Origin of the sequence: Roseburia sp. AF25-13LB, from assembly GCF_003478915.1 — a bacterium.
Lineage (GTDB): Bacteria > Bacillota > Clostridia > Lachnospirales > Lachnospiraceae > Roseburia_C > Roseburia_C amylophila.
The window spans coordinates 84,422-110,256 of sequence record NZ_QUFO01000008.1; the positions used below are offsets into that span (position 1 = coordinate 84,422).

23 protein-coding genes and 1 pseudogene are annotated in these 25,835 nt (G+C 43.7%); all 24 read right to left on the minus strand.

The features are described 5' to 3' along the window. Positions 1-8 precede the first annotated feature (8 nt). The 24 genes and pseudogenes from larC to DWY37_RS11675 all read right to left on the minus strand — a co-directional run bounded on the left by larC (position 9) and on the right by DWY37_RS11675 (position 25,757). Positions 9-1,361, minus strand: a complete 1,353-nt coding sequence (gene larC, locus DWY37_RS11560) for a nickel pincer cofactor biosynthesis protein LarC (protein WP_118541402.1) — start codon at positions 1,359-1,361, stop codon at positions 9-11. Continuing rightward, positions 1,348-2,103: a nickel pincer cofactor biosynthesis protein LarB gene (gene larB, locus DWY37_RS11565; RefSeq protein WP_117698045.1), complete on the minus strand. Its 756-nt coding sequence runs from the start codon at positions 2,101-2,103 to the stop codon at positions 1,348-1,350. Before larB ends, larC begins: the two co-directional genes overlap by 14 nt. After that, complete coding sequence (locus DWY37_RS11570) at positions 2,082-2,966, minus strand: phosphatidylserine decarboxylase (RefSeq protein WP_117698097.1); 885 nt, start codon at positions 2,964-2,966, stop codon at positions 2,082-2,084. Before DWY37_RS11570 ends, larB begins: the two co-directional genes overlap by 22 nt. A 49-nt stretch (positions 2,967-3,015) precedes the next feature. Then, positions 3,016-3,700: pseudogene (locus DWY37_RS11575) on the minus strand (CDP-alcohol phosphatidyltransferase family protein). A gap of 8 nt (positions 3,701-3,708) precedes the next feature. Then, the gene (locus DWY37_RS11580; RefSeq protein ID WP_117698044.1) at positions 3,709-4,749 is read right to left on the minus strand and encodes a lysylphosphatidylglycerol synthase transmembrane domain-containing protein; all 1,041 of its coding nucleotides are present in this window, start codon (positions 4,747-4,749) and stop codon (positions 3,709-3,711) included. Continuing rightward, entirely contained in the window at positions 4,739-5,440 is a 702-nt protein-coding gene (locus tag DWY37_RS11585; protein ID WP_158552031.1) for a phosphatase PAP2 family protein, read from the minus strand. The genes DWY37_RS11580 and DWY37_RS11585 overlap by 11 nt, the downstream gene beginning before the upstream one ends. Positions 5,441-5,597: 157 nt before the next feature. After that, positions 5,598-6,956: an RsmF rRNA methyltransferase first C-terminal domain-containing protein gene (locus DWY37_RS11590; RefSeq protein ID WP_117698042.1), complete on the minus strand. Its 1,359-nt coding sequence runs from the start codon at positions 6,954-6,956 to the stop codon at positions 5,598-5,600. Next, complete coding sequence (locus DWY37_RS11595; RefSeq protein WP_330408290.1) at positions 6,934-8,106, minus strand: class I SAM-dependent methyltransferase; 1,173 nt, start codon at positions 8,104-8,106, stop codon at positions 6,934-6,936. The genes DWY37_RS11590 and DWY37_RS11595 overlap by 23 nt, the downstream gene beginning before the upstream one ends. Further along, positions 8,106-8,618 (minus strand): shikimate kinase, encoded by a 513-nt coding sequence (locus DWY37_RS11600; protein WP_022243993.1) that lies wholly within the window; start codon positions 8,616-8,618, stop codon positions 8,106-8,108. Before DWY37_RS11600 ends, DWY37_RS11595 begins: the two co-directional genes overlap by 1 nt. A gap of 61 nt (positions 8,619-8,679) precedes the next feature. Further along, positions 8,680-9,453 carry a type I 3-dehydroquinate dehydratase gene (aroD, locus tag DWY37_RS11605; RefSeq protein WP_117698041.1) on the minus strand — a complete coding sequence of 258 codons (774 nt, stop codon included), beginning with the start codon at positions 9,451-9,453 and terminating at the stop codon, positions 8,680-8,682. Positions 9,454-9,468: 15 nt separating this feature from the next. After that, entirely contained in the window at positions 9,469-10,344 is an 876-nt protein-coding gene (aroE, locus tag DWY37_RS11610) for a shikimate dehydrogenase (RefSeq protein WP_022243991.1), read from the minus strand. Between the two features lie 83 nt (positions 10,345-10,427). After that, positions 10,428-10,721, minus strand: coding sequence for a hypothetical protein (locus DWY37_RS11615; RefSeq protein ID WP_117698040.1), 294 nt, complete (start codon positions 10,719-10,721; stop codon positions 10,428-10,430). Between the two features lie 227 nt (positions 10,722-10,948). Then, positions 10,949-13,537 (minus strand): translation factor GTPase family protein, encoded by a 2,589-nt coding sequence (locus DWY37_RS11620; protein WP_117698039.1) that lies wholly within the window; start codon positions 13,535-13,537, stop codon positions 10,949-10,951. Positions 13,538-13,578: 41 nt separating this feature from the next. Then, positions 13,579-14,907 (minus strand): AAA family ATPase, encoded by a 1,329-nt coding sequence (locus DWY37_RS11625; RefSeq protein ID WP_117698038.1) that lies wholly within the window; start codon positions 14,905-14,907, stop codon positions 13,579-13,581. Between the two features lie 29 nt (positions 14,908-14,936). Then, entirely contained in the window at positions 14,937-16,232 is a 1,296-nt protein-coding gene (locus DWY37_RS11630; RefSeq protein WP_118544532.1) for a vWA domain-containing protein, read from the minus strand. Positions 16,233-16,280: 48 nt separating this feature from the next. Next, positions 16,281-17,231 (minus strand): leucine-rich repeat domain-containing protein, encoded by a 951-nt coding sequence (locus DWY37_RS11635; RefSeq protein WP_117698037.1) that lies wholly within the window; start codon positions 17,229-17,231, stop codon positions 16,281-16,283. Positions 17,232-17,284: 53 nt separating this feature from the next. Continuing rightward, positions 17,285-18,568 carry a M14 family metallopeptidase gene (locus DWY37_RS11640; protein WP_117698036.1) on the minus strand — a complete coding sequence of 428 codons (1,284 nt, stop codon included), beginning with the start codon at positions 18,566-18,568 and terminating at the stop codon, positions 17,285-17,287. Positions 18,569-18,844: 276 nt separating this feature from the next. After that, on the minus strand, positions 18,845-19,276 hold the full coding sequence (locus tag DWY37_RS11645; RefSeq protein WP_117698035.1) for a flavodoxin: 432 nt from the start codon (positions 19,274-19,276) through the stop codon (positions 18,845-18,847). A gap of 12 nt (positions 19,277-19,288) precedes the next feature. After that, a complete protein-coding gene (locus DWY37_RS11650) occupies positions 19,289-19,906 on the minus strand; it encodes a DUF3793 family protein (protein ID WP_117698034.1) in 618 nt (205 codons plus the stop codon). A gap of 216 nt (positions 19,907-20,122) precedes the next feature. Then, complete coding sequence (locus DWY37_RS11655; RefSeq protein ID WP_117698033.1) at positions 20,123-22,378, minus strand: ABC transporter permease; 2,256 nt, start codon at positions 22,376-22,378, stop codon at positions 20,123-20,125. A 14-nt stretch (positions 22,379-22,392) separates the two neighbouring features. After that, complete coding sequence (locus tag DWY37_RS11660; protein ID WP_118542162.1) at positions 22,393-23,091, minus strand: ABC transporter ATP-binding protein; 699 nt, start codon at positions 23,089-23,091, stop codon at positions 22,393-22,395. Positions 23,092-23,280: 189 nt separating this feature from the next. Next, the gene (locus DWY37_RS11665; RefSeq protein ID WP_118542160.1) at positions 23,281-25,155 is read right to left on the minus strand and encodes a heavy metal translocating P-type ATPase; all 1,875 of its coding nucleotides are present in this window, start codon (positions 25,153-25,155) and stop codon (positions 23,281-23,283) included. 10 nt (positions 25,156-25,165) lie between these two features. Next, positions 25,166-25,384 carry a cation transporter gene (locus DWY37_RS11670; protein WP_117698031.1) on the minus strand — a complete coding sequence of 73 codons (219 nt, stop codon included), beginning with the start codon at positions 25,382-25,384 and terminating at the stop codon, positions 25,166-25,168. A 13-nt stretch (positions 25,385-25,397) separates the two neighbouring features. Then, positions 25,398-25,757: an ArsR/SmtB family transcription factor gene (locus DWY37_RS11675; RefSeq protein WP_117698030.1), complete on the minus strand. Its 360-nt coding sequence runs from the start codon at positions 25,755-25,757 to the stop codon at positions 25,398-25,400. Positions 25,758-25,835: the final 78 nt, after the last annotated feature.

A 25,835-nucleotide genomic window follows, 5' to 3' on the forward strand; every position in this document is an offset into this window, starting at 1 on the left:
TCATATCCTTATTTCAACTCCTGCAATACATCATCATATACCTTCTGAAAAGGAAGTCCTCTCTCTCTGCATACCTCCCGGATGGATTCATACTCCGGAGTAATACGCACTTCTCCTTCACCCTCACATATTTTAACCGCCACCTCACCATAGGAGGTCTGCCGCTTTTCTATCCTTCTTGGCAGAATCGTCCGCACCATTTCTACATAGCGGATTCCAATGGTTGTTGTCTCACGAAATATAATTGCTTCTAATTTTTCCCGGTCTTCTTTCCTGCAGATTACTGTCAACTGATATGCCGGGCGGTTTTTCTTCATATAGACCGGTATATAATGGACATCTCTTGCGCCATTTTCCAGTAAAAGCTCCATGGCATAGCCCAGTGCTTCCCCGGTACAGTCATCGATATTACATTCCAGTTTTAAAATAGAATCACTTTCATAGACCGGTTCTTCTGTTTCCAGCAGCAATGCCCGGAGCAGTCCCGGCCGCTTATAGTCCCGCTTTCCGGCGCCCAGTCCGTTTCCCACAATCCGGTAACATTCCGGCAGCTCTCCTGACGTACAGATAGCCGCTGCAATTGCAGCCCCTGTCGGAGTCACATATTCTCCCGCTTCACCTATTTTTCCAAGCGGGATTCCATATTCCATCACTATGTTAGTCACTGCCGGAACCGGAACCGGCAGGATTCCATGCTGACAGCGCACCGTTCCTTCCCCTTCCCACAGGGCAGGTATAATGACCTCATCTACTCCAAGATTATCAACACAAACTGCCGCTGCAATAATATCTACGATTGAATCCAAGGCTCCCACTTCATGAAAATGTACTTCTTCCACCGGAACACCATGGGCTTTTGCTTCCGCTTCTGCTAAAATCCTAAATATTTTCTTAGCAAGTGTCCTGGCACTATCAAGCATATTCGTGCCATCGATTATGGAATAAATTTCCGTCAGACCGCGGTGTTCGTGATGATGATGTTCCCCATGGGTGTATGATTCTTCCGTATGGGAATGCTCTCCATAGGTATGTGATTCTTCCGAATGGAAATGCCCTCCATGTGCGTGCGATTCTTCCGAATGGAAATGCCCTCCATGTGCGTGCGATTCTTCCTTCCCATATAAATACTTCATATCATGATCATGATTCTCATGGGCGGCATCTAAGATGACCTTAAAATCACATGCCGACAGGGCCGCCTTTTGTACTCTGCTGATTGCAATCCCAAAGCCGGATACCGGAATGCTCCTTAAAACAGTTTCTAAGACTTCTCTGTCTGCTCCTGCATCCAGTAAAGCCGCCACTACCATATCACCACTGATTCCGGTATGGCAGTCCAGATATAAACTACGCTTCTTCATCATGCACCCCCAGTCTGTTTATCTGTGTTGCAAGACAGCCTGCACCATAACCATTATCAATATTTACCACTGCAACACCATTGGCACAGGAATTAATCATGGTAAGCAATGCAGAAATGCCTCCCATATTCGCTCCATAGCCTACGGAGGTTGGTACACCGATTACCGGCCTGCTTACCAGTCCGCCTAAAACACTTGCCAGTGCTCCTTCCATGCCAGCCACTGCAACAACACAGTTGGCTTTCTGGATTACCTCAAGCCTTGAAAGGAGACGGTGAATTCCACTGACTCCCACATCATAAATACGTTCCACATTGGCTCCGAAAAACTCTGCCGTCTGCGCAGCCTCTTCTGCCACTGCAATATCTGCCGTTCCAGCCGTACATACTGCTATCAGTCCACTGCGTTTTTTATCCTTTTTTTCAATTTTTAATATACGAGAAACAGGGTCATAGGTAACCTGCGGTAATTCCTTGTGCAACAGCTCATACTGTGCCAAAGACGCCCTGGTTCCCATGACCTCGCCTTCATCCTTGTATATTCTCTGAAAGATTTCAAGAAGAAACTCATCCCGTTTTCCCTGACAGAATACCACTTCTGCAAAACCGGAACGCACTTTCCGATGGCTGTCTATCTTTGCATAGCCCATCTCTTCAAATGGTTCCCTTTTAAAAAACTGCTCCGCTTCTTCTACGGTCATCTTTCCGCTTTTCACCTGTTCTAATACTTCATGCGCTTCCATTCTGACATCCTTCCAATCTTTTCCCCCTGCCGGACTTTCGTCTCGACTCCTTTATTGGAATTATACACAATATCTGCGTCCAGTTCTACCCTGTCTTTTTCCAGGCACAAAATTACCGTAGAACCGCCAAATTCAAATTTACCTTTTTCTTCTCCACGGTGCACCGGGCAGTTTTCTTTCTCATTACAGATTCTGCCTACCATAAGTGCACCCACTTCCATCATTAAAATATTGCCAAAATGCTGACTTTTCAGCACAGAAAATTCTCTGGTATTTTCCTTATAAATCGGATATATTTCTCCCGCCAGCGGATTTACCGTATGAAAAACACCCGGAATCCTATAGATGTACCCCATTCTGCCATCATCCACAAAGCTGTAATGATGATAATCATCTACCGTCAGACGGAAAATACAAAGGGTTCCGCCCTCATAATGATGGGCGATTTTCCTGCTGCGGAAAAGACTCTCCATGGTATATTCCGTATCCTTGACGCGGACTTTTCCCTCTGCTGTAATGGGATATATACTGAGCCTGCTGTCGCAGGGTGCACAGAAATTCTCCTTAACACGGTCAAATTTCCGGTGTCCCGGCTTGACTTTCCTGGTGAAAAAATCATTATAGGAACGGTATTCCCGTTCCTCATAATCTGTCATATCTATATGATTCTTTTTTATAAATGGTGCAATTGCAGCCTTTGATACCGGCTGGTTCAAAAGGAATCCACCTGCTTTGGAAACAAAAGGTTTCACCAGAATTCCAAGTAAAATTCTTCCGGCAGCCGTCTCATACAATGCCTTTAACACTCTGCCCTGTGCTGCATTCTCACCAATTTCATTTCCATTCCGATCTACACAACGCATCCTCGTTTCCTCCTCATTTTTCCTTATTGCAGGAAATGTTACGCAATTTCTACCTCATCAGACGGTCTAAAATGGAATTCTCCAGTCCCGGAAAGCACAGTGAAATATGATATTTTGAGAATAAGAAGATTGCAATTACTGCACATGCCACAAGGATAACCAAAACTGCAAGAAATGCATTAGATGGCTTTCTCAATTTAAAATCTACAATGAATAATGTGCCAACTACTGCCAAAACAAAGAGTAGTAACACACTGAATTCACGCTCCGCAATTACAAAGTTCAGCATAAATGCCAGTGGCAGTACGATTGCCATCGTTGTAATCGGCAGTCCGTGATAATATTTATTGGCACCCTCTTCTACTCTCTGGCGGTTGGTTTCCAACACATTGAAGAATCCAAGACGAATCACGGAGCAGACACAATAATATGCCAGAACAATGGTTCCAAGAATACCTCTTACACCAAGCACATAACAGATTACTGCCGGGAACGCACCAAAGCAGACTACATCGCAAAGGGAATCAATCTGAACGCCAAATAACTTTTCATCATCAGTACGGTTCTTTTTGGTTCTTGCAATCTTTCCATCAAACATATCAAATAATCCGGATAATGCCAGACAGATAATTGCTGTTCTATAATGTCCTCCAATTGCCTGAGTGATTCCAAAAAACAGAACACATCAGACTAATATATGTAAGTACTACTGTATAATCATAAAAACCTATCATTTTTTCCTCTACCTTTCTTCCCTCTTCTGTTTATGCGGTCTTCCTATCGTAAAATGTGCTACGACTGTCATAACTGCGCTTAAAATTAATTCTGTGTAATAACTGAGTCCCCTGCTTACCACCATCGCCGGCAATGTCAGTGTGCCGCAGATTGGTGCAAAAATAGATAAAAACAGTGATTCACTGATTCCCATTCCTCCCGGTAACGGAAGCATATCCACCGCAACGGAAATCATTCCCTGTAATACAACAATGGTTACCATCCCTGTTCCATTGATTCCGAAGGAACGGCAGGTCAGATATGTTACAAAAAAGAGTAACAGTCTTTGTACTACGGTAATCAGAAATACATTGGTTACGACCAATTTATGGGTACGGAAATATCCTGCCACATCCTGATACTGCTTCATGGCATTTGCCATTTTTTCCCGGTAATATTCAGTACGCTTCATCAGATGAATTTTGCCAAGTCCTCTTATGATGGCATCCATCATATTAGCTGCCAGTGTCGGATGGAAAACCAGAAACATCATAAATGCCACACAAAAGACATTTAATAAAAGTCCCAGATAACACCATCCCAGCACAGGTTCAAGATAATGCATAATCTGTGCCGGACGAATGATTACAACCAATGTGCCGAGTACCACAAGTACCAGCTTATAGGTAATGGTTACAATCATTAAAACCAGTGTCGATACCGGTATGGACAGCTTATCCTTTTTCATATAATAAATCTGTGCCGGCTGTCCTCCGGTTGCCGATGGTGTAATACAGCTGAAAAAGAATCCAACAAAGGAATACAGGAAACAATGCATAAGTTTTATCTTCTGCCGGATGCTTCGCATCATATAAAATATAATAACAGATTCACTGCAGATAAAGAATACCACGCAGACCACCGCAACAAGCCAGTACCGGTAATCCGTATTCCGGATATAGCCGAACAATTCACCTAAATCCTGTCCATGAAAGATTGCATATATGGTAATTGCAAATACGGTAATAAGAAAAACTGCATTCAGTATTCCTTTTTTCTTACTCATCATAATGCTTCACCCCAAATATCTTTCTTCCGATTTTATCAAAAACTTTCATTACCGGACGGTACATTCCGGTATGCTTTGATACAAACCAGCAGAATTCTGCCAGAAAAATGCCTGCTACCAGGTCAATCATATAATGCTGTTTGGTAAACTGGGTGGATGCACAAATCAATGCTGCCATCACAAAAGAAAATCCTTTGTACCAGCCCGGCAGCTTACAGCTCTTTCTTACCCCGATGAAGCAGAACCAACTTACCAGACAATGGATGGATGGAAAGAGATTCGTCGGTGCATCCGATGCATAGATAAAACGCACCAGCCAGCTGCAGAAATCATGCCCTGTCACTTCCGGTCTAATATTCGTGGTTGGAAGCAATATAAATAAGATGCAGCAGATTACTCTTGACAACATATCCGCTGTTGCAAAACGGAAAAATGTTTCCTTATCTTCTCTCGATACCAGAATATAATTTATTAAACTGAACGCAAAAAATAAAACATACAGAATAATCCACTCTTTTACAAAAGGAATACTCCTGTCCAGATTGCTGGTCAGGTCATAATGCTTTGCATTTGCCATCAGCCTCTGGGTGCCCCAATAAATAATGGTATTAAAAATGGCACACCATGCCAATGGCAGTGGTCCATATGATGGTATCCATTTTGCTATGTATTTTTGATAAAATTTTCCCAACTTTGTCTCTTCACACATAATTTTCTAACTTTCTATTTTTTCCGACTTAATAATCATATTCGATTTTCTTTTAAATCACAAGCAGATATTCCCGGTGTTTATTAATATTTCCTTAATTTTGTTTTATTTTAAGCAGCTTTTTTCAGATTCTCTCTTTTTAGGTAATATCCACCATACGAAGCCCTTTCGGATAATGATTCTTCATAATTCCACCTGCCAGCTTGCCCCAGCCGATGCTGTAGCCATCTACGCAGATTAAATACCAGCCCTTTTCTCCTCCCCATGAAAAAGTCTGTCCCATCAGATACTGTCTGATTTCCTGGCTGCCAGAAGAAAGCATGGCAACATGAAATGCCTCTTGTGGCTGCATGGCAAGTGCCAGTGCATGGGATGGTTCAAAACGGTTCTTTTTTAAGGTGCCAAGATGCAGTCCCGGCCGTAATACCTTCAGCCCCTTTAAAGCAGGAAATCCTTCCGGCATCAGATAGAGCTGCTCTCCAAATTTAAGCAATGCTCCCTGAGGTTTTTCTTTTAAATTCTCTTTTACAAAAGAAAGATATTCCGGGCAGTCTTTTTCCTTTATGCCCTTTTCCGTCAGTCCAAAGCCGCCATAACCTTCGCCTGCTTTCGTTATCACTGCTGCAAAATGTCCTTCGCCTTCGATTTTATGCGGAAACAGTCGGATGCAGCCTTCTTTGTCATGAATGAAGCCTTCACTGTCAATTCCTTCTGCAATCTGGCAGTCCGGATGACGTTCTAAGAAACGGTGCACACTTCCTTCATCCTCTTCCGGTGCAAAGGTGCAGGTGGAATATACCATCCTGCCGCCGGGCCTTAACATCTCATACGCACAGTCTAAGATGCCGTCCTGCCGGTCGGCACATAATCTGACATTTTCTATACTCCACTCATTTCCGGCCTCTTCATTCTTCCGGAACATGCCTTCCCCGGAGCATGGTGCATCCACCATGATTTTATCAAAGCAGCCTGGAAAACGCTCTGCCAGATGCTCCGGTGTCTCATTTAATACCAGTGCATTTTTAATTCCCATCCGCTCAATATTTTCAGATAAAATCTTCGCTCTCGCCGGATGAATCTCATTACAGATTAAGATTCCTTCCCCTTTCATAGCTGCCGCAATCTGGGTGCTCTTTCCACCGGGAGCTGCACAGAGGTCTAAAATGATATCCCCCGGCTGTGCCTTAAGACATTCTGCCGGTACCATTGCCGACGGCTCCTGAATATAATACACACCAGCATTGTGATAAGGATGTTTTCCCGGACGAATCTCTTTTCCATAATAAAAACCGGTCTCACACCATGGAACCGGTTTTAGCTTCCAATCTGTCTGTTGTAAAAATCCTGATACTCTGGTTTTCCCTGTATTAATCCGGAACGACTGCTGCCGCTCCTGCCCTAAGCTTTCAAAAAATGCCGGGTACTCTTCCCCTAACATTTCTTTCATTCTCTCTAAAAACTCTACCGGGAAACTATTATTTTCCTGTTCTGAATGCATCCGTATTTCTCCCTTCATCCACTTGCAGTAATCCGTAGAGTAACGGTTTTAGCTGGAATTCTTCGCACATGGCATCCACTTCTTTTAAAAGCTTATGCTTATGCTCCTTTGAAATCTTTGCCTTTCTCGCCCGGATCAGAAGATTCTTTGGCGTATGGGACAAATCCACAAATTCTAAGACCTGGCTCTTGTATCCGCAGCACTCTAAGAGGTTGGCACGGATTGCATCCGTTGTCAGTGCTGCAAAACGCTCTTTGATAATGCCATAACGGGTCATCAGATGCAGCTTTTCGCTCTCCATCTGCTCATTTAATTCATGCTGGCAGCATGGCACGGAGAAAATCATTTCCGCATCCCAACTGATAGCATTGTATAAGGCAAAATCCGTTGCGGTATCGCAGGCATGCAAAGATACTACAATATCCACCGGAAACGGTGCTTTGTAGCCATTGATATCTCCCAGTTCAAAATGCAGGGTGTCATATCCGTATTTTTTTGCTGCCTGATTACATTTTTCTATGACATCTTTCTTTAAATCCAGTCCTACAATCTCTACTGGAATCTTGCGCACTTCCGTAAAGTAGTAGTACATAACAAAAGTAAGATAGGACTTGCCGCAGCCGAAATCAATGATATGAAGCTTCTCCTTTTTGCAGTCCTTCACATAATCATCAATGATTTCAACAAAACGATTAATCTGCTTAAACTTATCATACATGGTGCGGACGATTTTGCCCTCTGCAGTAAAAATTCCCATATCCACCAACGGCGGAATGACCTTACCTTCTTCTAAGAGATAATTTTTCTTCCGGTTATGGGTTGCAGTCTCATTTACTGCATTCTGCAGCTTTTTCTTTTTATAAGACGGCACTCCTTTTTTGGATACCAGAAGAATATGCTCTGCTTCTATATCAAATCCATTGAGCTGGCGAAAATGATTCTGCATCAGTTCTTCCAATGCTGTCTCTAATTCTTCTACAGATAGATTCTCATGAAATACCTGCTTGTCCGTATATTTTTCCATCTGGAAAAAGGCTTCCTTTTTCTGTACGATAATTTTACGATACTCTTCCTGCTTTGTGGCAGGCTTACTGATAATCAGCTTCCTGCAGCTTTCTGCGATTGCTTCTATATACTCTCTCATTTCCATTATGCTTCTCTTAACTTTGCAATAATCTCATCTGCGATTGTCTCTGCACTCCTGCCGTCTGTTGCCACCGCAAGGTCTGCAACACTTTCATAACGGCTGCGACGTTTCTCCATCAGTTCACGGATGTACTCCACATTCATATGGCCATTTAAAATCGGGCGGTCCTTGCTGTAGCGGACTCTCTCATAAATGGTTTCCGGTGTAGCAGATAACAGAACGATTCTGCCATTTTCTTTCATAAAAGATACATTTTCTTCCCGCAGCACTGCACCGCCACCGCAGGATACGATGACACCGTCTTTTTCTGAAATATCTTTTACAAGCTGTGTCTCCAAATCTCTGAAATGTGTTTCACCATACTGTGCAAAAATGTCAGAGATAGCCATTTTCTGCTGCTCTGCAATCATTTCATCCATTTCGCAAAGAGGAACATTTAATTTCTCTTTTAATACTTTTGCTATGGTGCTCTTTCCGGCTCCCATAAATCCAATCAGAAAAATATTCTCTGCCATTTTCTAATTCCTTTCCATATGTATGATTCCAAATATCGATTGAAATTCTTCTCTATTATTTTTACTGTCTATTGCTATTCTGATGTATGATTTCCAATATCCGCCGCAGTTCTTCTGCATCTATCTGTCCCGGTGCGCTGCTCTTTCCGGCTGCGCCAAAGGTAACTGCCGAGCCAAAGATTTCTCCGCAAAGACGGCTGATTAAGCCCTCTCCTGCCATAGACATGGTAATAACAGGTGTCTTCCCTGTTTCCTTCCAGCTTTCCGTTACCGTAAGCAGTGTTAAAACATCCTTGCTGCTTTGTGGCATAACGGCAATCTTTGGAATATCTGCGCCAAGTGCTTCCATTTTCTGAAGTCTGGCAAGGAGTTCTTCTGCTGCCGGTGTTTTTTCAAAATCATGATTGGATGCAATGACTTTTACATTATTGCTATGTGCTGCCGCTACTACTGCCTTTACAACAGCATCCCCGGAAAATAATTCCACATCCACGCAGTCCACAAAGTCGGATGCAATTGCAGCTTCATTTAAGCTTTGATATGCTCCGTCGCTTAAGGCAGCTTCTCCGCCTTCCCTGCTGCTTCGGAAGGTAAATAAAACCGGCAGTTCTCCCAAACATTTACGAAGCTTTTCTAACAGTGCTACTACTTTTTTACTGTCTGCAGCTTCTTCATACCAGTCCACACGAAATTCCACCAGATCCGGTTTTGCATCCTTCGCCCGCTCTGCGCCCTCTAATATTTCTTTTTCCGTCTTTCCTACAACCGGAACACAAATCTTTGGCATTCCGCTTCCGATTTCCAATGTCCTGATTCTGACTACCGTCTGCTCCATTTCTTACTCCTTATCCTACTGGAAAAACTTCTCTTTTACTTCCCGTACTGGCATCTCTTCTCCGGTGTACAGGCGGAATGCAGCAACACCCTGCCACAGTAACATTCCTTTTCCATTGAGGCAGGTGCAGCCTGCTTCTTTTGCTTCCCGGAGTAATCTTGTCTCTTCCGGATTATAAACGGCATCTGCAACCACCAGTCCCGGACGGAATGCGGATGTATCTTTCACAACGCTTTCTTTTTCCATCGGTTTCATTCCAACGATGGTTGCATTGGCAAAAATGTCAGAGCTTTGAATCTCTTCTGTCATCTTTGCAGTATCTGCAATGTCATACACATTTACCACAATGCCCGGCACTTCTTTTCTAATCTTCTCTGCTGTTTCCAGTGTTCTTTCGAAGAAGTCATCTTTGATATTGAAAATGCTGATTTCTCTTGCCCCGTCCAGCGCACACTGTACCTGAATGGCAGTGGCTGCTCCGCCGCCTCCTGCTACTGTGATTTTCTTTCCTTTTATCTCAATTCCATGGTCTCTTAAATTGCCTACAAATCCTTCACCGTCTGTCATATGTCCGATTAATTTTCCATCTTCATTTACTATGGTATTGACTGCTCCGATAATCCGGGCTGCCGGTGAAAGCTCATCCATATATTTTGCAGCTTCTGTCTTACATGGCATCGTTACATTGCAGCCACGCATGTGGAAAAGGCGCATGGCATCCAAGGCTGCCTTTACTTCTTCTACTTTTATATCGAATGCTACGTATGCATAGTCTAATCCTAATTTTTCAAAGCTATAGTTATACATTGCCGGGGAGCCTGAGTGTCCTACCGGGGAACCGATCAATGCCAATAATCCTGTATGTCCTGTTATTCTTCCTTTTCCTTCCATGTCTTTTCTCCTTCTGCTAAAAATGATTCTGTTCAGGTGATTACGATAACGCAAAACAACGATCAAACGATTGTTGCTGCCATTTAACGATGTTTTCTTTTGATGAACAGGAAATGTCCTATCGTTCTTAGATACGCATTTTGCTTGTAGTAGACTGTCTTTCCACCTGCTTTGACGGGATATCTGCACTGTCCGCCGGAGGCGGATGCCACAGCAAACCTGCAAGGGGCACTAAGAATTTCGATAAAGTTACGAATTCGTCCGGCAACCGGCGCATATTCGCATCCATGCTTAAGATGCGCCTCACTGGCACATCCCTGTGCCAGTGCTGCCGGTTTGCCGCCGAAATTCCAAGTGCCCCTAACAGCCTGCTTCATGCATCCGCATTCCGGCGCACCGTACAGATATCTTGTCAAACATTGGAAAGACCGGCTAAATCACAAAAGCAAAATGCAGTGTCTTAGAACGATGACATTTCCTATTACAAAAGAAACATCTGTCAAATGGCAGATACAATGGTTGCATCCTGTTTTCCTCTATCGTAATCACCCGAGTGAAACTCTTTTTCTATCATAGCTTTTTTTCCATGCCATGGCAATATTTATCAGAAAATATTCTGTCCATTCCGGTAATTATCCCACATAGCGCTGTTCGCCCGTTTTACTTCCTGTTCAAACTCCCGGGCAGATATCAGCTTGCAGTCCTGGCCGCGGATAATCATCTGCTCTAAGCCATCGGAGGTTGCAACCGTTACATCATAATGATTGTGATGTTCGTGGGCAAAGCGTTCAATGTACTGGTCTGCCGTTTCTGCTTCCTTCGTAAAGACAATATGGATATTGTGATAGTCCAACTGTTCTGTCTTATGTCCGGTCAGGCGGTATGCATCAAACACCACAATGACTTCGCCACCAAAGATGCCCTGATAGTTGCAGAGAATGTCCTGCAATTTGCCTCTGGCTCCATCCAGATTCACTTCTGCCAGTTCATGTAAATCCTTCCAGGCATAAATTACATTGTAGCCATCCACCAGTAGATAGCGTTCCAGTTTTTCCGGCTTGTGGTAAGTACGGACGGTTGGTGCATTGTTTTCTGCTTTGCGTTTTCGCACAACACCGTTTTTGCGTTTTCCTTCCTGCCGGTTGGCATAGAAGGTCTTTTCTAAAATAGCATCGATTTCATCGGTATCTACCCAGTCCTCTACTACGCCGGGACGGTGGACTTTTATCCGTTCTTCTTTTGTGCCGCCATCTTCTTCTAAAACAGATGGCATATGCATGTACTCTTTTACTTCATACCACGGCACCAGATAGCCCGCTCCGTGGGCACAGAATACGGAATCTGATGTATTATATAAATCTGCCTCCGGCTGATAACCGATAGCTTCTACCACCTCATCCTGATTCTGGCACACCTCGTAGCCCTGCAATGTGCAGAAGAATTTGCCACGCCCTTTGGCATAGGTATTTAATTCCTTCTGATAATCCGAAAGCTTCGATACCGGGCCGCTTCCGGTGAGCAGTGCCATTCCATTTTCTATCTGCGGAGCGTCCATTCTGCTATTACGCTGCTCCATATCATGCATTGCACGACCCAGACATTCTTCCGGTATTTCCAGACGGAATGCATAATATGGCTCTAACAATACAGAATCTGCTTCCATCAGCCCCTGCCTTACCGCCCGGTAAGTAGCCTGTCTGAAATCACCGCCTTCCGTATGTTTCGGATGTGCCCGTCCGGACACTACGGTAATCTTCATATCTGTAATGGCAGAACCGGTTAATACGCCCTTATGTTCCCGCTCTGCAAGATGGGTCAGTATCAGCCGCTGCCAGTTCTTATCTAAAATATCTTCACTGCAGTCTGTCTGAAAACACAGTCCGCTTCCGCGCTCACCCGGCTCTAACAGAAGATGTACTTCCGCATAATGGCGCAGTGGTTCAAAATGTCCGACTCCTTCTACAGTATTGCGGATGGTTTCTTTATAAATAATCTTTTCTTCGCCAAAATCCACTACTACGCCGTAGCGTTCTTTTACCAGTTTCTGTAAGATTTCAAGCTGTACTTCGCCCATCAGCTTAATGAGAATCTCTCCGGTTTCTTCCCGGTATACAATATGCAATTCCGGATTTTCTTCCTCTAACTGCTTTAATTTTGGCAGCATAACCGCCACCGGAACTTCCTTCGGCAAAACCAGTTTTACACTGCGTACCGGCTCTAAGACCGGAAGTATGGACTCTTCTTCAATGCCAAGTCCTTCTCCCGGATACGTCTTTGTCAGTCCGGTAACAGCACAGACTGTACCTGCTGCCGCCTCGGATACTGCCTCATATTTTTCTCCGGAATAAATACGGATCTGATTGACCTTTTCCGCCCACTCTTCTTCTCCGGCTTTGCCATTAAGCATGTCCTTTACACGAAGAGTTCCTCCGGTCACTTTAAGATAAGTCAGCCGGTTTCCCTGTTCTTCTCTTGCAATCTTAAAGATTTTAGCACCAAATTTATCCGGATACTGCGGTGTCCTGCCATATTCGTAAAGTCCGTCTAACAGTTCTTCCACACCCTGCACCTTTAATGCAGAGCCAAAATAGCAGGGGAAAAGCTCCCGCTTTGCAATCATTTGTGCAAGGTCATTGGATGCAAGACTTCCTTCCGATAAGAATTTCTCCATGGCTGCTTCTTCGCACATAGCCGCCTCTTCATAGAAGCCTTCGTTCTGCTCCTGTGTAAAGTCAATGCAGTTGCTGTCCAAATGCTCCTTGATTTCCCATAAAAGAGCCTCTTTATCCGCTCCCGGCTGATCCATTTTATTGATAAATAAGAATACCGGAACCTGATAAAGTTTTAACAGACGCCACAGCGTTCTGGTATGTCCCTGCACACCATCGACTCCGCTGATGACCAGCACTGCATAATCAAGCACTTTAAGGGTCCGCTCCATCTCCGCAGAAAAGTCCACATGCCCCGGTGTATCCAACAAAGTGATTGCCATATCTTTCCAGGAAAATTCTGCCTGCTTTGAGAAAATCGTAATTCCACGCTCCCGCTCCATGGCATTATTGTCAAGATATGCATCCTTATTATCCACTCTTCCCAGATGGCGTATGCTTCCGCTTGTATACAACATACTTTCCGATAATGTTGTCTTTCCTGCATCTACATGTGCAAGAATTCCGATTACCAGCTTCTTCATGTTTAAAGGTATCCTTTCTGACATTTTTTTACGCTGTACAACTAGTCCCGGTTCAGCTCGGCTAAAAGCTCTGCCCGCTTGCTTCCAATCAGCAGCTCCTGATTATACTGTAAATAGCGGTCGCAGTTGTGCTCGGCTAAGAATCTTGCGGATTCTGCCACGGTAGCAAGATCTGTTACAAATACCACCATTTCCTGGCCGCCCTCAAATGCCTGCTCCATAAAATCAAACGCATGCTCTAAGGCTGCTGCGGTCTTTTCTTCGATTGTTTCTAATGTCTTTCTCTGGATATCAAAGGCTGCCTTTTTTTCCTCAAAAACTTCTTTCTTTGCCCCTTCGGAATTACGGTACTCTTTCAAGGCTGCAAAGTCGCGGTCTGTCTTAGCCTTTTCTTTTCCATAGCTTCGGAACAGATTCTGTAATCCGTCCAACAAAAGATTGACCACGCTGAGTCTTTCATCAAAAGCTGCATCATAAATCCGGGCAAATACTTCCGGCCGAATCTTTCCTTCCAATATTAACGGAATTCCATAGTCATCCTTATACTTCTGGTATAAATCAAAATATGCTGCCGCATCCTCTGCCACATCCTTATGGTGTAAAAATTCTCCTACAACGGTCTCATCTACCGGAAGCCCCATTTCTTCATAGGTCTTCATCAGAATGCTTAAATCCTCCCAGCCTCTTGCTGTGACAAACTGCAAGCCGTCTACATCTGCTTCCACCCGGTAGAAATTCTTTGGACGAAGCTCAAGATAGCTTAAAATTGCACCATGGATATGTCTTGTTCTGGCATAAGCTTTCCAAACACCAAGGTCTGCCTCTACCTGCATACAGCGGACACGGTCCAAGGTTACCATATCAAATTCCCGCACCGATTTATTGTATTCCGGCGGATTGCCTGCTGCAACAATAATCCAGCCCTCCGGCACTGCCTGATTACCAAAGGTCTTGCACTGCAAAAACTGCAGCATGGTCGGTGCCAGTGTCTCAGACACACAGTTAATCTCATCAATGAAAAGGATTCCTTCCGGACAGCCTTCCTCGATTTTCCGGTATACGCTGGCAATAATCTCACTCATGGTATATTCCGTTATGGAATACTCTTTGCCTGCAAATTCCATTTCTTTGATAAAAGGAAGTCCCACTGCACTCTGTCTGGTATGATGGGTAATCGTATATGCTACCAGTCCGATTTTGCACTCCTCTGCAATCTGCTCCATAATCTGGGTCTTGCCGATTCCCGGCGGTCCCATTAATAAGACCGGTCTCTGACGAATCAGAGGAATCTTATATCTGCCCTCATCATCCTTTTTCAAATATGCTGTTACGGTATGTTTGATTTCTTCCTTTGCCTGTTTGATATTCATCTGTTTTCTTCCAATCTATATTATTTCTCTCATGCATTCTGTTCCAGCTCTTCCGGCTCCAGCTGCAGCCGCATTGCCCATGGCGGTACTGCCGTCTCATCATAGGCTCCCAAGAATAAAAATGCGGTCTTATATTCCGGCTTCTTTACCGGATAAATGCCCTTGCCATCGGTAAAGTACAAGAGTCCATCCAGATGCCGGATGTTTCCTTCTTTGATTAGTTGGTTTACATAAGTAAACGCCGGTCGAAAATCTGTATTTCCGCCGCCCACTACCTGAAAGCTTTTTAGCAGCCGCTCCATTTCTTCCTGACTGCTGATTACCTCATCCATTTCCACTTTATCATCGCACTGGATAATCCGGATTCTGCATCTTCGAAAGAAGCTGTTCTGCTGGGATAAAATGCCAAATGTCTCATTTAAAAAGCCTTTGATTAAACTGCCGCTGGTAGAATAACTGGTGTCTACCACCACTACAAATTCCCGGATTTTCTTTACTTCCCGGCTCTCCACCGGTTCTATCAGGGGCATATTCTTATAAAGCCGCAGCCCATAGGTATAATAATTCAAATCATACTCATCGGGATTGCATTTTAATTCTTCCTGTAGTATGGAAAATTTCTGTAAAAATTCCTTATAACTCCGGCGGCTTTTCGCAGCACTGATCTGTGTCATCAGAAGTTCTTCTCCCTTTTCCGGCTCATCTCCATGCCGCTTCTTCGCCATACTGGTCTGCCTTGCTATCTTATTCCATTTATTTCTGGCCGCAGATGCCGCGCCATTGCCGGTTTCCTCTTTCCAGAAACGGTGGTCATCCGTATAAAATTCATGATTTAAGGTAAGAAGCTCTTCCATGGATTTTCCCCGCAGCCAGCGGTATACCACTGCTGCTGAAATCCGCCCCTCACCCTTCAACGCTTCATAGGTCTGCTGCCGCAGAAAGCTTAATGCGCGCCTGGTACAGGGCTTGTCCATGCCGTCAATGGTCTGCTCCACTACAATATCGCAGGCAAGATTCCAAAGCTTCGTATCTCTGTTTCCTTTTAAAAATAAGTGTGAAAAAATACAGTGCAATATCGTGTGCAGGTACGCCCGGTTCATAAATGCCGGATTATTCCGGAATACACGTATTACCTGTCCTGCTGAGAAAAAGAGACTCTCTCCGTCCGTAGCCATTGTCTCTAAGCCTTCCATTGCCTGAGGCTTCAATGCAGAAAGTGCCACATCAAGATATCGCAAATCCAGATAGATTTCACTTCTTGCATGCTGCAAGATTTTTACAGACATATCATTTTCCCATTCGGTCTGGGTCTTAATATGCGCCATCTTCTACTCCTTTCTGCCACTGCATATTTTCTTAATTTTCTGCTGTTTTTACCACTCAATATCATAACAGGAAGAAGCTGCTTCTTCCTTATAATATTTCTGCTGCCAGCTGCTTAAGCTGACACTGCCTTCTGCCCAGCCGGCTTCTGCCGCCTGCTCGATTAATGCAGTGATTCCACTCCGCTCCACCACCTGAAGCCGGCATATCAGCTCTAATAATGCTAAATCTTTTTTCTGAATCAAAACATCGCATACCTCACTGGCATGTTCTTTTAAATAAGAAAGATAACGTTCACGGGCTTCTTCCTTTAATTCCACCGGATATGCCAGTCTGCAAAGTGCCATTCTGGCTGCAGTCCACATCTTCTCCTCAATGCAGATCCGCTCAAATATCATATCGTATGCGGCGGCATCTACCATCCGCTCATGAAAACACTGTCTTGCCCGGAAACCTTCCCCCGCAATATTCAGTGCAAATATATGTGCCGGTCCGATTTCTTCATAGGAATCGTAATATTCCGGATAGAAAAATAAGGCTTCCTTAAATTCCACTTCCAAATCAGCCCGAACCTGATTTAAGATAAGCTGTGCGCCACTGGCTTCTTCCATGGAAGAACGAAGCACCAGCCGCTTTAAGCTCCGGCAGTTCATAAAGGCATCGCTTCCTAATTCTTTTAAGAAACGCCCCAAGGTAAGTGTTCGTAATTTGCGGCAATTATAAAATGCCAGATTCCCGATTTGTTCCACGGAATCCGGCAAAGAAATTTCTTCGATATCATTTCCACATAATGCCTTCATAAAACTGTCCACTTCGCCGATGGTAACGGCATCTGCCGGAACATGTTTGCTTTCCGAAAAACAATATGCGCCTATTCTCTTTACTGTGAATCCATCTATCTGTTCTGGAATTACAACAACCGGTGTCGTCCCATATACACGCTCTATGCTTATGGAATGTTCATCCAGCGGCTGTATCTCATAGCTGTATGCTGTGTTCATCTTACGCTCCAGTTTCCTCAACTTTTCTCTGCTACAATATAACACATCCCCGGTTATCGCACAAGTTCCGTCATTCCGCCTTCTAAAATCAGACGGTTATCTTCATAGATTCCGGCAAACTGGCTCATTGGAAGCGGGCTTACACCCATTCCCACCTCAATGGTATAGCCGGGACGATTGTATTCCTGAATAAACCAGTCTTTGAAACCAGCATAACCCGACGCAGATGGTGTCTCTTCCACCCGGTATCCGCTGACCTCGCCAAAGTATTCTGCAATTCTTCTGGAATCTGCCGGTTCATAGTCAAGATACCGCCAGTAAATCACTTCTCCCTGTGCATGATATGCCAGAATTAACGAAAAATTATGGGCTCTTGTAAATTCATAGACACTGCGGCTTTCCGGTGCCACAAGGGGAGCCTCTCCCACATAATCTCTTGGTGCCGGTGTTGTAAATCCCATGGCAAATTTAATGTTTCTGGCATTTTCCCAGCCCGCCGGAAATTGCAGATTCAAATCAATTCCTTCTATATTGGCTTTCCATCCATTCGGAAATGGAATCTTCGGATAATCAGCTGCAATGCGCTCTGCCTCTTCTAAGGATGCACCCTCTTCTAATACTCCATTCACTAAATCCACGCCATCCGGGTTTACCAGGGGAACAAGATACAGGGAAAATCCATAAAAAAGCCATGCCGCCTGCACAGTATAAAGCATGCGTCCCGCTGCAAATGCATGGGCATATTCTTCCGCAAATTTAAGCAGGACCGGTGTGGTAATCCATTCGTTGGCATGATATGCTCCACTGTAAAAGACTTCCCGCTCTCCTGTTCCAATCCGAAGATAGGGAATTTCCTTTCCCATCGCACTTTTTCCAATATTTCCCTGAACCAAGAAAGGATAGCGTACCGTAAGCCCTTCCAATATCCAGTCATTGAGATAAGAAGTGTAAGCCACATCTTCTGCTACAAGCGAAAAAGAGAATGGAATTGCAAGAATACTTCCGGTCCGCAGTGCCAGCGGATTTACTGTTGGATTGGCTGTCATAATCGCTGATACACTGGTGTCATAATTTGCCGCAATACCCCATAATGTATCACCGGATTTTATTTCATGCATCGTATATCCTTTTAAATAAGGGAAAAGCTTTCCCCACACTACATCATCTATTTTACAGTTAAATTCTTCCCCGCTCTTTTTCCTTAAAAACTGCCGCAATGCCCTGCAGGTATTCTCTCCCAAAATTCCATCTTTCCTTATATCATATCCCGCACGGTTTAATGCCAGCTGCACATACTGTACCAGCACGGAGCGTTCTCCCAGATTCAATACTTTCATTCTTTCACCTGTTTCCAGTCCTTCTTATCAGTATATGCAGCTGTTTTCAAAACGTAACAAAGAATGTGCCCTGCCACATTCTCGCGCCTGCGGCGGTCGCTTGCGACATCTACCTTATACGCCGCAGTGCGCATCCTCGCGGAGCGTTTTTCACTTTACAGGAAAGCAATTTCCTGTAAAGTGAAAAAGCCTTGCAGTTTTCTGCAAGACTTCTTCTGGTTATGATATATAATACAATTTGTTTGTACCCTACGGAAATGTTTTTGTTTTTGGAATTTACATTCCTGCTAACTGTTTGCCTAAACTTTCGCATGTAGCGACTGCATCGTCATCCGGTGCTTCCTGACAAATCACACCTTCGCCATTTACAACGGTTGCTCCTGCACTTGTCATACGGTCTACCCAGTCACGCATCCACTGTCCATCGCCCCATCCGTAAGAACCGAATAATGCGATTTTCTTTCCTGCTGCAAAGCCTTCTACTTCTTCAACGAATGGCTCCATCTCGCCTTCTTCTAAGACTTCTGCACCCATTGCAGGACATCCCATTGCAAATACGGAAGAAGCTTTTAATGCATCCATATCAGCTGTACTTACATCAACAACCTCTGCTTCTTTGCCAGCTGCTTCAATTCCTCTTCCAACAGCCTCAGCCATTGCCTGTGTGTTTCCTGACTGTGTCCAATAAACTACCTGAATCTTACTCATTTTTTCTACCTCCTAAACAGCCGCTTTCTGCGGCATGCTGTCATTATAAATACCAATGATGTCCCGCATTCCCACTCCATTGGAGAGAAGCTGGATGATGGTCTCTTTTTCCATATCATAGCGTGCGAAAAGACGTTTCTTTTCCGGAACATGCGCATACACTTTCCAGTAACCCTGATAGAGTGCATTCTGTCCATTCTGTTCCATAAACCCTCTTACATCTTCTACCGGATAGCCAAGCAGCAATCCCATTTCATGAGGAAAGCCAGGTTCTCCGCACATATAACCCTGGTAACGTTTCTGAAACGTACTGAGAATATTTCCGAGCGTAAAGTCCTGATAACCGGACTCCTGCAGCAGCTCCCATATCTCTTTACGCATCAGATACGCCTCCAACGGTTTCTTCCGAAAAAGAAGGTAACGAGCTTTTTCCCTGGTCCTGAGCAGTAGCAGGAATGAAATTCCGGATTTTCTCAGGCACTGTTTTACCGCATCCTCCATGCCTGTTGAAACGACTAAGAGATTGGATATCTTTACTCCTGCGATCAATGGGGCACATTGTAACGCTAACTGCGTCTCTGCATTGTGTAAATCCATCTGTTGTACAATTTCCAGAATCTCTGTACTCATAGTTTCTTTTCCTTTCGTTCTAGTTAGCTGTTCCTAACTTGTGTTTATCATAACTAATTACATTTCTGTTGTCAACATAAAATGTGCGTGGTGAGAATTCTTTATCATATTAAGAATTTCAGTTAGTTTGATATGGTTTTAGTTTGGCTGGGTGGGATGAAAATATACTTGTATAAAAATACCAGCAGTTTCGCTGCAATATTACATTTTCAAGTTCTACTCTACATTCTTCAAAGCTTCGTCCATTGGTATCTTCCGAATCTTACCCAGGCAGAAGAATGCAACTACGAAGTATGCCGCCAGTACCATCAGAAGTATCTTCCAGTAGATGTTCGGGTCATAGTAGATGCTCAGCCAGCCGGAGTAATCACTCATCATTGCCCGGTAGATGACATTAATGGTCTCGGTAGCAATTGCTTCACCCAGGATAACGGATATCACCACAATCCAGGTGGTGGCTGTCAGATACAGTTTCCCAATTTCTCGGGTGTTGTAACCCAATATCTTAACCATGGATATGGATGAAGCATTCCGCTCGATAATCAGCTTTGTCATCAGGTAAATAAGGATTGCTGCCAGTGCAACAGAAAATACATTCATCAGATAGAACATGCCGCCCATAGATACATCAAGCTGTCTTGATACCTTGGTGAGGTCATCTTCTGTAATGGTCGTCATGATATAGGCATCCTCAATATCGGTAATCTTCTTATCGGAGAAATATCCATTGAAATAATCCTCCTCTTTGTCAAATACATCCCGATATTCCTCTTCCGGCATAAAAATTGCCACCGCTGCCGGATACTCATAGATTCCAGCCACCTTAAACTTGTATTTCTTATCTCCATAAGTTTCCTTTAACTCAATGGTATCGCCTTCTGCAAGCCGGTATTTTTCTGCATAACTATCCGAAATATAAACACCTTCTTTTGGGAAATCAATATCAACATAAGCACTGTCTTTTTCAATTCCATAGACGCTGACCTCTTCGCTGCTGAATTCTGTCGGCATTGTCTTTAAACTACCGGCAAGATAAGTCTCTGCGCCATCTGTTTCCGTTGGAACCGGTGCTTTTAATACATACTGATAATCTGCAAGCATGTGGGACAGCACTTCATCCTGATAATGCTCTAAAAGTGGTGACATCATCATGCCGAAAACCAGCAGAATTTCTGCAAAAGCAATACCGATAAATAAAGTCAGGTAGCCCGCACGGTTCTGTAAAATAATACGGATACGGAACCGGTTAAAGAATTTGAAATGCGGCAGTTTTACTGCTTTTTTCCGCTTTCTTCTGCCCAAATCCCTGCGCAGGAAATTCAGTGGTGAAATACGCAGTTTGGAAGAAATCAAAAGCAGATTTATAACAATCATTATGATTGCCGGAATCACCGTTGTCAGGATAAACGCATCCCCATTCCAGATGGTATGGTAGGTCGGCAGACTATAGCTTCCATAGTACAAATCTGCTACCATATTTTTAAATACGGTATAGCCAAGTATATTTCCAATAATTGCTGCTACGATTGTCACCAGTACCGGAAGATGCAGATAATGCCGCAGCAGTTCTCCTCTGGTATAGCCGGATGCACGCAGCGTTCCGATGACTGCCGCTTCTTTTGTAATCGTATTATTGGTGGTAACTGCAAAGACAAATGCCATAATCGCTATCAGGATATATAACAACGTCATTACCATTGTTTTGTCTCCACCCATATCATCTCCCGTAAAATGAATTGCCTGATTGGAAAATGCCGGTATGTATGCTGCTATTGCTGCCTTACTGCCCAGCACTTTCATAAAATCTTCTGCTTTCTCTTTTGCTTCCGTATCATCAGCCGGAGTTTTTTCATATTTCCAGGAATAGCTGTAATGGAGATTTCCGGTACCATAAGCATCAAAGGCACCCTCTGTGGCAATGGCAACGCCAAATTTTATGGCATCAAACATCAGATCCTTGCTATCGGAAAACAGAGCACTGTAATCTGATAATGCCACAAGACCACTGATGGTCTTTTTCTCACCGCCTACTTTAATGGTATCTCCTACTTTTAAGGAATTATTGTCCGCATACATCCGGTCAATTGCAATTTCATCTTCCTGCTGCGGCATTTCTCCATCCATCAGACATACTTTATCCACTTCGTTTCTCGGTTTAAAAATACGGAGGGTACTGTCTGACTTGCCATTTACCACCTCTTCTTCCAGATAGTAATTCTCATAAATTGTTACGCCTTCTTTTTCCAGTTCTGTAAGCAGGGTATCGTCAGCTTCTTCCATCAGCTCGAAATTACCGTCTTCAATATTGTACTTTTCAAAACTCTCATTATAGGCAGTTATCATACTGCTTCCTGCCACCAGAAATCCCGATACAAATCCGATAGTAGCTATCAGGAACAGGAAAATCACAAGATATTTTCCAAAATCTGTTTTCAATTCCCTTGGAATTCGTTTTCTTAATGGACTCTTCACTTTCATCACCGCCTTTACCAGTCAAGTTCCTGTGCAGGAATCTTCACTTCATTGGTGTAATCCTTTCGAATCTGTCCATCACGCAGCTTAATGACACGGTCTGCCATGTTTTTGATGGCATCATTATGGGTAACCATAATAACGGTATTTCCATATTTCTGATTTACATCCTCAATCAGCTTCAAAATCTCTTTGGATGTATTGTAATCCAGTGCTCCGGTCGGCTCATCACAGAGCAGAATATCCGGGTTCTTTACAATGGCACGGCCAATGGCTGTACGCTGCTGCTGTCCACCGGATAACTGGTTTGGCAGCTTATGACGATGCTCATAAAGTTCCAGTGTCTTAAGCAATTCGTCAATGTCTAATGATTTATCACTCAGATATGCTCCTACCTCGATATTTTCCTTCACATTGAGGTTTGGGATCAGATTATACATCTGAAATACATATCCTAAATGGCGGCGGCGGTAATTCGTCAGTGCCTTTTCGTTCATATCTGCTGTTTTCTCTCCATTGATGGAAATATAGCCGCTGTCTGCACTATCAATTCCTCCAATAATATTCAAAAGTGTTGATTTACCGGAACCAGACGGTCCTAACAATACGCAAATCTCACCTTTTTCAACAGAGAAATTAATTCCCTTCAAAACTTCTGTTTTTGCCTCTCCCTGTCCAAAACTTTTTTTCAAATCCTGAATCTCCAGAAACATATTCATCCTCCTTTTTCTTTTCTGACTCTTTTTTCAGTTCTTTTATTTTGTTACTCCTGCTTCCCTCTTTCCCAATGCTGTACTATTTCCGACTTCCTGTTAGATTTTTGTAACTTTTGTTAGTATAGACTATCTGTTTGGTAAAAGAAAGGCGTTTACTGATTCTTTTTCTCAATAAACGCCTTTATACTATTTCTTTGCAATGCGCAGTGTCCGCATGGAATTCAAAATTGCAATGACAGATACACCTACATCTGCAAATACTGCTTCCCACATATTGGCAATACCAAATGCACCGAGTATCAGCACAATTGCTTTTACGCCAAGTGCAAATACGATATTCTGGTGCACGATGGAAAGTGTCTTTCTTGCAATCTTCACAAGAGATGCAATCTTTCGTACATCATCATCCATAAGAACTACATCTGCAGCTTCGATTGCCGCATCAGACCCCATACTTCCCATTGCAATTCCAATGTCTGCTCTGGTCAGTACTGGTGCATCGTTGATGCCATCACCCACAAATGCAAGTTTTTCTTTCTCATGCTGTTCTTTCAGAAGTGCCTCAACCTGACTTACCTTGTCACCCGGCAGTAATTCTGCATGCACTTCATCCAGTCCCAGTTCATCTGCTACTGCCTGTGCTGCTGCCTTACGGTCTCCGGTCAGCATAACGCATTTCTTCACGCCTACCTTCTTCATGCTATGGATAGCTTCTTTTACGCCCTCCTTAATGGAATCGGAAATTACAATGGTTCCGGCAAATGCTCCATCTACCGCAACATAAATCACGGTTCCAGCACTACTGTTTTCGGTATAGGAAATATTCCGGGCTGCCATCATTTTGGCATTTCCAAGCCATACTTCTTTTCCATCTACAAATGTATGAATTCCATGTCCGGCAATTTCTTCTGTTCCATTTACCCGGTTCATATCCAGTTCTTTGCCATAGGCTTCACGCACGGAATTAGCAATTGGATGATTGGAATATCCTTCTACATGGGCTGAAAGCTCTAAGAGTTCCTCTTTGCTTCCATTTACCGGAAGTACCTCAGATACCTTGAACTCGCCTTTGGTCAGTGTACCGGTTTTGTCAAATACGATAGTGGTCATCTCAGCCACTGCCTCTAAATAGTTACTTCCTTTTACAAGAACACCTAAGTTAGAAGATGCTCCGATACCGCCGAAGAATCCCAATGGGACGGAGATTACAAGGGCACACGGGCAGGAAATAACAAGGAAAATACAGGCTCTCTGAATCCACTCAGCCCAGCCGCCGCCCAAAATAATCGGTGGCAGGATTGCAAGAATTACTGCTCCAATGGTAACAACCGGAGTGTAATATTTTGCAAATCTGGTGATAAAGTTCTCCACTCTTGCTTTCTTGCTGCTTGCATTCTCCACCAGTTCCAGAATCTTGGATACTGTGGAATCTTCGAATGCTTTTGTTACTTTTACCTTTAAAGTACCGCTTCCATTGACACAGCCGCTGATGATTTCATCACCTTCTGCTGCTCTTCTTGGAACAGATTCTCCGGTCAGTGCCGCGGTATCGACCATGGACTCACCTTCTACTACAATTCCATCCAGCGGAATACGCTCGCCCGGTTTTACCACAATGACAGTGCCGATTTCCACATCATCCGGATCTGCCTGGACTAATTTGCCATCCTCTTCCACATTGGCATATTCCGGACAAATGTCCATCATATCTGCAATGGACTGTCTGGATTTTCCAACGGCATAGCCCTGGAAAAGTTCTCCAATCTGATAGAACAGCATAACTGCAACACCCTCGGAATACTCCCGTACTCCAAATGCTCCAAACGTTGCAATCATCATCAGAAAGTTCTCATCAAATACCTGTCCATGACTGATATTCCGGAATGCTTTAAATATAATATCATAGCCAATCAAAAGGTATGGTACTAGATAAATAATAAAAATCAGGACTGGCTGTGTAATCTGTTCTAAGACACCAACGTGTTCCAATACCAGAAGTGCTACAAACAGCACTGCAGTAACCAGAATACGTTCCAGCATTTTTTTCTGATTCTTTGTCATAAGCTATCTCCTATCGCAGAATCCGGCAGTCCGGTTCTACCTTTGCACATACTTTGGCTACTTCATCCATAATTTCTTCAAAACGCTCATCTTCTGCATCGATGGTCATCTTCTGTGTCATGAAGCTTACTACAGCATCATTGACTCCTGGGATTTTCTTGATTGCATCTTCCATTTTTGCTGCACAGTTTGCACAGTCTAAGTCTTCCAATTTAAATTTTTTCTTCATTATAATATCCTCCTCATTCTTCAATATGTTCTCTGCCCTGGTCGATAATGGTTCTTACATGTTCATCTGCCAGTGAATAAAATACGGATTTTCCTTCCCGCCTGCTGCTTACCAGCTTCGCCTGTTTTAAAATCTTAAGCTGATGGGATACTGCTGACTGCGTCATGTTCAACGTCTCTGCCAGATCACACACACATACTTCCGAGCCAAATAATACAAACAGGATCCGGATTCTGGTAGAATCACCAAATACTTTAAAAAGCTCTGCCAGATCATATAATTCATCTTCATCCGGCATCTTCTCCCGTGCCTTCTTAAGAAGCTCTGCATGAATGCAGTTTTCTTCGCAGCATTCTACATCGTTCATTGCCATCTTCTCACCTCCAGGTCGTTTTAACATATGAGCATTTGTTCATATGTTCATAATACGCTTGGGATTTCAAATTGTCAA

Coding starts and splice junctions, on each gene's coding strand:
- aroD (WP_117698041.1), bottom strand. CDS start 9,453: ATGGAGCAGACGGTAGTCAGAATCAGGACATTGGAAATCGGAAGCGGA.
- DWY37_RS11590 (WP_117698042.1), bottom strand. CDS start 6,956: ATGCATTCAGAACAGGAAAATAATAGTTTCCCGGTAGAGTTTTTAGAG.
- DWY37_RS11630 (WP_118544532.1), bottom strand. CDS start 16,232: ATGGCGCATATTAAGACCCAGACCGAATGGGAAAATGATATGTCTGTA.
- DWY37_RS11615 (WP_117698040.1), bottom strand. CDS start 10,721: ATGAAGCAGGCTGTTAGGGGCACTTGGAATTTCGGCGGCAAACCGGCA.
- DWY37_RS11675 (WP_117698030.1), bottom strand. CDS start 25,757: ATGGCAATGAACGATGTAGAATGCTGCGAAGAAAACTGCATTCATGCA.
- DWY37_RS11620 (WP_117698039.1), bottom strand. CDS start 13,537: ATGAAGAAGCTGGTAATCGGAATTCTTGCACATGTAGATGCAGGAAAG.
- DWY37_RS11635 (WP_117698037.1), bottom strand. CDS start 17,231: ATGAACACAGCATACAGCTATGAGATACAGCCGCTGGATGAACATTCC.
- DWY37_RS11600 (WP_022243993.1), bottom strand. CDS start 8,618: ATGGCAGAGAATATTTTTCTGATTGGATTTATGGGAGCCGGAAAGAGC.
- DWY37_RS11625 (WP_117698038.1), bottom strand. CDS start 14,907: ATGAATATCAAACAGGCAAAGGAAGAAATCAAACATACCGTAACAGCA.
- DWY37_RS11650 (WP_117698034.1), bottom strand. CDS start 19,906: ATGAGTACAGAGATTCTGGAAATTGTACAACAGATGGATTTACACAAT.
- DWY37_RS11645 (WP_117698035.1), bottom strand. CDS start 19,276: ATGAGTAAGATTCAGGTAGTTTATTGGACACAGTCAGGAAACACACAG.
- larB (WP_117698045.1), bottom strand. CDS start 2,103: ATGGAAGCGCATGAAGTATTAGAACAGGTGAAAAGCGGAAAGATGACC.
- DWY37_RS11660 (WP_118542162.1), bottom strand. CDS start 23,091: ATGTTTCTGGAGATTCAGGATTTGAAAAAAAGTTTTGGACAGGGAGAG.
- DWY37_RS11670 (WP_117698031.1), bottom strand. CDS start 25,384: ATGAAGAAAAAATTTAAATTGGAAGACTTAGACTGTGCAAACTGTGCA.
- larC (WP_118541402.1), bottom strand. CDS start 1,361: ATGAAGAAGCGTAGTTTATATCTGGACTGCCATACCGGAATCAGTGGT.
- DWY37_RS11570 (WP_117698097.1), bottom strand. CDS start 2,966: ATGCGTTGTGTAGATCGGAATGGAAATGAAATTGGTGAGAATGCAGCA.
- DWY37_RS11640 (WP_117698036.1), bottom strand. CDS start 18,568: ATGAAAGTATTGAATCTGGGAGAACGCTCCGTGCTGGTACAGTATGTG.
- DWY37_RS11580 (WP_117698044.1), bottom strand. CDS start 4,749: ATGATGAGTAAGAAAAAAGGAATACTGAATGCAGTTTTTCTTATTACC.
- DWY37_RS11665 (WP_118542160.1), bottom strand. CDS start 25,155: ATGACAAAGAATCAGAAAAAAATGCTGGAACGTATTCTGGTTACTGCA.
- aroE (WP_022243991.1), bottom strand. CDS start 10,344: ATGGAAGGAAAAGGAAGAATAACAGGACATACAGGATTATTGGCATTG.
- DWY37_RS11595 (WP_330408290.1), bottom strand. CDS start 8,106: ATGGAAATGAGAGAGTATATAGAAGCAATCGCAGAAAGCTGCAGGAAG.